Origin of the sequence: Streptomyces sp. NPDC002773 (assembly GCF_040295605.1) — a bacterium.
Classification (GTDB): Bacteria; Actinomycetota; Actinomycetes; order Streptomycetales; family Streptomycetaceae; genus Streptomyces.
In genome coordinates, this window is record NZ_JBEOVO010000070.1 from 1 (window position 1) to 5,519 (window position 5,519).

Consider the following 5,519-nt stretch of genomic DNA (forward strand, 5'->3'; position numbering starts at 1 on the left):
ACCGCCGCGGCGAACGGCACGATCTTCGCCTCCGCGAGCGCACGGACCGACTCCCGGAGCATGTCGTGCTCCTCGGACGGCCGGTACAGGTCGAAGTCCTTGCCCATGATGTCGAGCTCCCCTAGACGCTTTTGGCACTGAGTACCCTCAGCAAAACACACTCAGTGCCATGACGCCAGACCGCCCACGCCGGACCGCCCACGCCGGAGCGCCCCGACGCTGTTCCGCGTCGGGGCGCTCCGTGAACCGGATGGTCGGTTTTCGTTAACCTCTGGTGTCCGCGAGGTTTCCTTCTTCCCTCCGCAGCCGGCTCGCGTCGTACGCCTCGCCGAGCTCCCGGGCGCGGCCCTCCGTCATGTCGAGACGCGACAACAGGGCCGGGGTGCAGATGCTCGGCAGGAAGTGCTGGAGCAGCACCGACACCCGGTGCGGCAGGTCGTTGCGATCGCACAGAATCTGGGACATCGCCTGGATGCCGGAGAAGGCTCCCGAGAAGAGCTCCGCGGTGTCCGTCACGTCCACGTGGAGGAGCAGCTCCCCCCGCGCCTTCGCGACCATGAGGATCTCCGACACCTGGTCGATCCACGCCCGGAACGGCGCGGCGCGGTCGACCCCGGTGGCGCCACTGTCCAGTGCCAGGGCGACGCTCGCCCGCACCAGGGCGTCGCGCTGCAGCCGGTGGGTCAGCAGAAAGGCCTGGTCCGCCAGCTCCTGGAGCTTCACGGTCTGCGGCGCCAGGGGTACGTCGAGCATCTGTGCGTCCAGCACGCCGAGGGCGAGATCTTCCTTGGAAGCAAAGTGGAAATACAGAGCTCCCTTGGTCACCCCGGCGCGCACCAGGATCTCGCCGATGGTCGTCCGCTCGTAGCCGCGCTCCGCGAAGACGGTCGCGGCCGACTCGAGGATCACCTGTCGGGTGCGGATTGCACGCGCTTGCTGCGCCAAGGCGCCTCCTGCTGAAATCGCTGTCTGTGCTCGACGTGTGACGTGAAGCATTGAAAAGAAAACCGCGCTGTACGTATTCTAAGCCGGGCGGACACATCGTCCCGGGGCGCGGGGAACGCAAGGGGGATCCATGGATCAGAACTGTCGAGGAGCTACAACACACGTCCCCGGGGAGTTCGTTCACCGAGCAGATCCCGCGGACATCATCCCCACGGCGTGGACCCAGCTGGGGGAGAATCGGTTCTCCGTCTCCGCGCGCTGGCCTGCCGCACATCCCTTCTTCTCTCCGGTGGCAGGGGACCGGCACGACCCCGTACTGGTGGCCGAGACGATACGCCAGAGCACCATGCTGATAGCCCACGCCGAGTTCGGGGTACCCGTGGACGCTCAGTTCGTCATGTGGGGCCTCTCCTACGACGCCGATCCCGAGGCGCTCACCGTCGACGGACTCTCCTCCGACGTCCACGTCGACGTGATCTGCTCCGACCTCAACAGCCGCGGCGGCCGCCTCCGCGACATCCGCACCACCCTGGTGCTCACCCGCGACGGGCGGTACCTCGGCACCGGCAAGGCCCAGGCCCGCTGCACCTCCGCGATGGCGTACCGCAGGGTCCGCGGCGAACGGATGGCCGCACTCGGGCGCCCCGTACCGCTGATCCCGGAGGTGGCCCCGCACCGGGTCGGCCGCGAGGACGCCAAGGACGTCGTCCTCGGCCCCGGCACCCGCCCCGGCGAGTGGCAGCTGCGGATCGACACCACCCATTCCACTCTCTTCCGGCGCCCCAACGACCACGTGCCCGGGATGGTGCTCCTCGAAGCCGCCCGGCAGGCGGCGGCGATGACGACCGGCGGCGGCGCGTACCTGCCCACCGTCATGGACGTGTCCTTCTCCCGCTACGCCGAACTCGACACCCCTTGCTGGATCGAGACCGAGATCGCCCCCGCCATCAACCCCTCGACGACCACCGTCCGGGTCACCGGCCGGCAGGACGACCAGCCCGTGTTCCACTGCACGCTCACCTCCCCGTCCCGGGAACTGGCGATGGCCGCAGACGGCCTCGGCTCCCGGCTGGCGGGCTGAACCGGATCGGAAACGATGGGCCCCCGCATTCTGATCACCGGCGCCACCGGCTTCATCGGCAGCCGGGTGGCGGCCACGGCGACGACGCTCGCGACCTCGGCTCCCGAGCCCGCGCGCGTACGCCTGCTCGCCCGCCGCCCGCCGACCCCCGGGGCGGGAGCTGAGTACGAGACCGCCCTCGGCGACCTCCGCGACCCCGCGTCCCTGCGCCGCGCCTGCGAGGGGGTCGACGTCCTGATCCACTGCGCCTCGGCCATCGGAGGGGACGCGGAACTCGCCCACGCGGTCAACGACGAGGGCACCCGGTCGCTGGTCGACGCGGCCGAACGCGCAGGGGTGACCCGCATCGTCGCCCTGAGCACGGCCTCCGTCCACGGCCGCGGCCCCTTCCGGGCCGCCGGTCCCGGCACCCTGCCGCTCGCCCCGGTCTCCGCGACCAGCCGCACCCGGGCGGCGGGCGAGCGGTACGTCATGGACGCCGGCGGAACCGTACTGCGACCGCACCTCGTGTACGGCACCGGCGACCGGCAGCTGATGCCCGGACTGGTCCGGCTCCTCGGGGCCCTGCCCGGACCGCTCGACGGGGGAACGTCACTGCACTCCCTGATCGACGTGGACAGCCTGGCGCGCACCCTGCTCGGCGCGGCGCTCTCGCCCCGGACCCAGGCGGGGCCGTACTACGTCGACCACCCGGATCCGGTGCCGGTCGCGGAGCTGCTCGCGGCCGCCGAAGACCTGCTCGTCCAGCGGACGGGGAAGCCCCGGGGGCCGGCGGTGGACGTTCCCACGGCCCGCGCCCTGCTCGCCGGACTGCCCTTCGCGCAGCACCATCTGGACATGCTCGCCGTCGACCACTGGTTCGCCGACGACCGCCCCTGGCGGGAGCTCGGCTGCGATCCGGGGCCGGGCTTCACCGCGGGCTTCGCCGGCCACGTCCCGTGGTACCGCGACCTCCTGGCCGACGCGTGAGCGACCGGTCGGCGGCGGATGTTCTCGCTCCGCCGCCGACCGGCCCACCCTCGTAGGACGCTCAGCCGACCGGTGCGTGTGCCCGGCCGGGGGCGGTCTGGCTGCCCGCCGGCTCCAGTCCGGCGAGCGTGTCGGCGCCGGTCAGCATCGGTAGCAGGGTCCGCCACAGGCCGGTGATCGTGCCGGGCGACAGCCATTCACCGTTGTCGCGGCAGAGGGCCTCCAGACCGATGGTGGCGGCCACGATCGTGCTCGCCAGGTCCTGCCGGCGGCCGATGCCGGCGGCGAGCAGGCCCTCGTCGGCCGCCTCCGCGAGCCGCTGCTGTACGCAGCTCTGCCATTCCTGGCGCAGATTGAGGTCCGTACGGCGGCCGCTCGAACAGCTGAGCCGGAAACCCGCCCGCACCACGATGTCCTCACGGAGCAGCTGGGCGAGGGCGTGCGAGGTGTCGGCCAGGTTCTGCAGGGCGTTCGACCGTTCTCGGTACACGATCCTGGCCGTCCGCCGCAGGGCGGTCGACGCCTCGCCCTCGACGGCGGCGGCGACCGCCGCTTTGTTCTCGAAGTGGAAGTGGAGCGCGCCGGGGCTCACGCCTGCTCCCGAGCTGATCGCCGACAACTTGGCCAGGGCATAACCGTGCTGGTCGAATTCCCTGGCCGCCGATCTGATCAGCGTGTCGCGGGTCCGTGCGGCCCGCTCTTGTTTGGTCACCAATGGCTCCAGTAGCACCATGCGTCGCAGCGGCACGGTCTTGCACCCCGTCGCGCCGTACCGTTCGACGGTTGTAAACCGACTGCTTGGTATTGTACGAGGTTTTCGTGTGGCCTTGGGGGCTTTCGGTGCACCCGTATTTCCGGGCCTGGGGGAAAAGTGGAGCGCCGTCCACGCGTGAGAGCGGGGCGAGGGCGGGGTTGGCGAACCGTACCAGTGAAGTGACGCCCTGATTAACAAACCGAACTGGCGGTTTGTCAAGAAGTGGTCAAGAGTACGTACTGGTTTCCCTGTATGCGGAGACCCCCAGTCGAGCGGTGAGTAAAGGCTTCTAAATCGCTCGAAATCCTGGTAAATCGGTCATCCAAATGTCAACTTCATGTCAACTTTCTTGCGCAAGACTCTCGGATTATGGCGTGCGACATGGTAGAGAAATGACCTTTGACAAACCGGCGCAGCGGTTTGTAGCGTTCCGGTGCGGGGTCCCCCACGGATCCCGCGGCTCCGGGACTCCCCACGGGCTCCGGAGCTGAGTGACATAGGTGCTAGGGGGAACCGTGAGCCTGACGTCGGTAGAACTGAAGGAGCCCCATATACCTGCCCCGCGACTGGCTGCGAGAGCGCGAGTGGCGGGCGTGAGCGTCGACACATCCAGGAGAGGCGGTCCGGGCACCTCGACCTGCTGGCGCATCCTCGTCGTGGAGAGGTGCGGCAAGGAGGGGGAGGAGCTGGTCCAGGGGCTCCGACGCCATGGCCACGAGGTCCGCAGGGTCGAGACCGGGGGAGCCGCCCTCCAGGCCTACGACGAGGCCGACCTGGTCCTGATCGACCTGGAGCTGCCGGACCTGGACGGCCTGGAGGTCTGCCGGGGCATCAGATCCGCCGGTGACATACCGGTGATCGCCGTGACGCACAGGGGGAGTGAACTCGACCGTGTCCTCGGGCTCCAGGCCGGCGCGGACGACTACCTGGTGAAGCCCTACGGCTTCCGTGAACTGATCGCCCGCATGGAAGCGGTCATGCGCAGGGCCCGGCCGAGTCCTTCGACGGCCCGCACGGTCACCCGGGGCCCGCTGCACATCGACGCGGCGGCGCGGCAGGTGACGCTGGACGGCAGGGACGTCGATCTGACGCGCAAGGAGTTCGACCTGCTCTTCCTGCTCGCCTCCTACCCCGAGACCGTCATCCCTCGCGAGCAGCTCATGCAGCAGGTGTGGGGGGACTCCTGGTCGCGAAGGACCGTCGACACCCATGTCAGCAGCCTGCGCCACAAGCTGGGCGCGAGCGACTGGGTGATCACGATCCGAGGGGTGGGGTTCCGCTTAGGACGTGGCTGAGCCCGTCTCCCCGACCTGACGCGAACTGACCGAACGCGAACCGACCGACACGAACGACGACTCGCCCCGGGCGGCACCCTCAAGGGTGCCGCCCGGGGCGTTTTCCGTTTGGCGCCATGACAGCCATGGCAGCGCGGACTGCCACGACGGCCACGCCCGCCATCGGCACGTCTGACGCGGTTCTGACCTTCGCCTGGCGCTTTTCCCACACAGACGCCATGGGCTTGTGAATATTGACGGATTCCTGAACTCGCGTGTCTTGAACGGCCCCACGAATCCGAACAAGCTTGTGGTGCAGGTCCGGTGCACCGTCTTCGGGCTCCTTTCCCAAAAAAGGGAAGGGAACACGGAGAAGGCGAGTCGATCAGGAGTTGAAACCGTCGTGCGCAAGGTGCTCATCGCCAACCGTGGCGAAATCGCTGTCCGTGTGGCCCGGGCGTGCCGGGACGCGGGTATCGGCAGCGTGGCCGTGTAC

Annotated in this window: 6 protein-coding genes; 4 read left to right on the plus strand and 2 right to left on the minus strand. The window is 69.1% G+C overall.

What is annotated here, in order from left to right; translation table 11 throughout:
* Positions 1–264 precede the first annotated feature (264 nt).
* Complete coding sequence (locus ABT034_RS35125; protein WP_502973115.1) at positions 265–945, minus strand: ScbR family autoregulator-binding transcription factor; 681 nt, start codon at positions 943–945, stop codon at positions 265–267.
* A 130-nt stretch (positions 946–1,075) separates the two neighbouring features.
* Between ABT034_RS35125 and ABT034_RS35130 the strand changes: the two genes are divergently transcribed.
* Entirely contained in the window at positions 1,076–2,026 is a 951-nt protein-coding gene (locus tag ABT034_RS35130; RefSeq protein WP_351221170.1) for a ScbA/BarX family gamma-butyrolactone biosynthesis protein, read from the plus strand.
* Positions 2,027–2,041: 15 nt separating this feature from the next.
* Positions 2,042–2,995, plus strand: coding sequence for an NAD-dependent epimerase/dehydratase family protein (locus tag ABT034_RS35135; protein WP_351221171.1), 954 nt, complete (start codon positions 2,042–2,044; stop codon positions 2,993–2,995).
* Between the two features lie 61 nt (positions 2,996–3,056).
* Here ABT034_RS35135 and ABT034_RS35140 read toward each other — a convergent pair whose 3' ends face one another.
* Positions 3,057–3,707 (minus strand): ScbR family autoregulator-binding transcription factor, encoded by a 651-nt coding sequence (locus tag ABT034_RS35140; protein ID WP_351221172.1) that lies wholly within the window; start codon positions 3,705–3,707, stop codon positions 3,057–3,059.
* A 626-nt stretch (positions 3,708–4,333) separates the two neighbouring features.
* Between ABT034_RS35140 and ABT034_RS35145 the strand changes: the two genes are divergently transcribed.
* Together ABT034_RS35145 and ABT034_RS35150 are read left to right on the plus strand one after the other, a co-directional pair.
* Positions 4,334–5,044 (plus strand): response regulator transcription factor, encoded by a 711-nt coding sequence (locus ABT034_RS35145; protein ID WP_502973116.1) that lies wholly within the window; start codon positions 4,334–4,336, stop codon positions 5,042–5,044.
* A gap of 382 nt (positions 5,045–5,426) precedes the next feature.
* On the plus strand, positions 5,427–5,519 hold a 93-nt coding region (locus ABT034_RS35150), incomplete at its 3' end, for a biotin carboxylase N-terminal domain-containing protein (RefSeq protein ID WP_351219746.1).

What these genes read in the sequence shown, in the direction of transcription:
- ABT034_RS35135 (WP_351221171.1), top strand. Translation starts at nt 2,042, where the DNA reads ATGGGCCCCCGCATTCTGATCACCGGCGCCACCGGCTTCATCGGCAGC.
- ABT034_RS35130 (WP_351221170.1), top strand. Translation starts at nt 1,076, where the DNA reads ATGGATCAGAACTGTCGAGGAGCTACAACACACGTCCCCGGGGAGTTC.